A 204-nucleotide genomic window follows, 5' to 3' on the forward strand; every position below is an offset into this window, starting at 1 on the left:
GTTGTTTCGTCAACATCAACTACAGTATCTCCTACTGGAATGTCTGTTGTTGTCCATGTTCCGTCTGTTCCTGTTGTTACTGTTGTTTCGTTTCCGTCAACATCTGTAATAACTACATCTACTCCTGCAATTCCTTCTTCTCCTGGATCTTGTACGCCATCTCCGTTGATGTCTTCAAATACAACTCCTGTTAAATCTCCTACT

Annotated in this window: 1 protein-coding gene; it reads right to left on the reverse strand. The window is 41.2% G+C overall.

What is annotated here, in order from left to right; genetic code table 11:
• Positions 1 to 204: SdrD B-like domain-containing protein (locus CXF54_RS13045; protein ID WP_157823467.1), on the reverse strand; the 204-nt coding region annotated here is incomplete at both ends.

This window comes from Olleya sp. 1-3 (assembly GCF_002836085.1).
GTDB lineage: Bacteria > Bacteroidota > Bacteroidia > Flavobacteriales > Flavobacteriaceae > Olleya > Olleya namhaensis.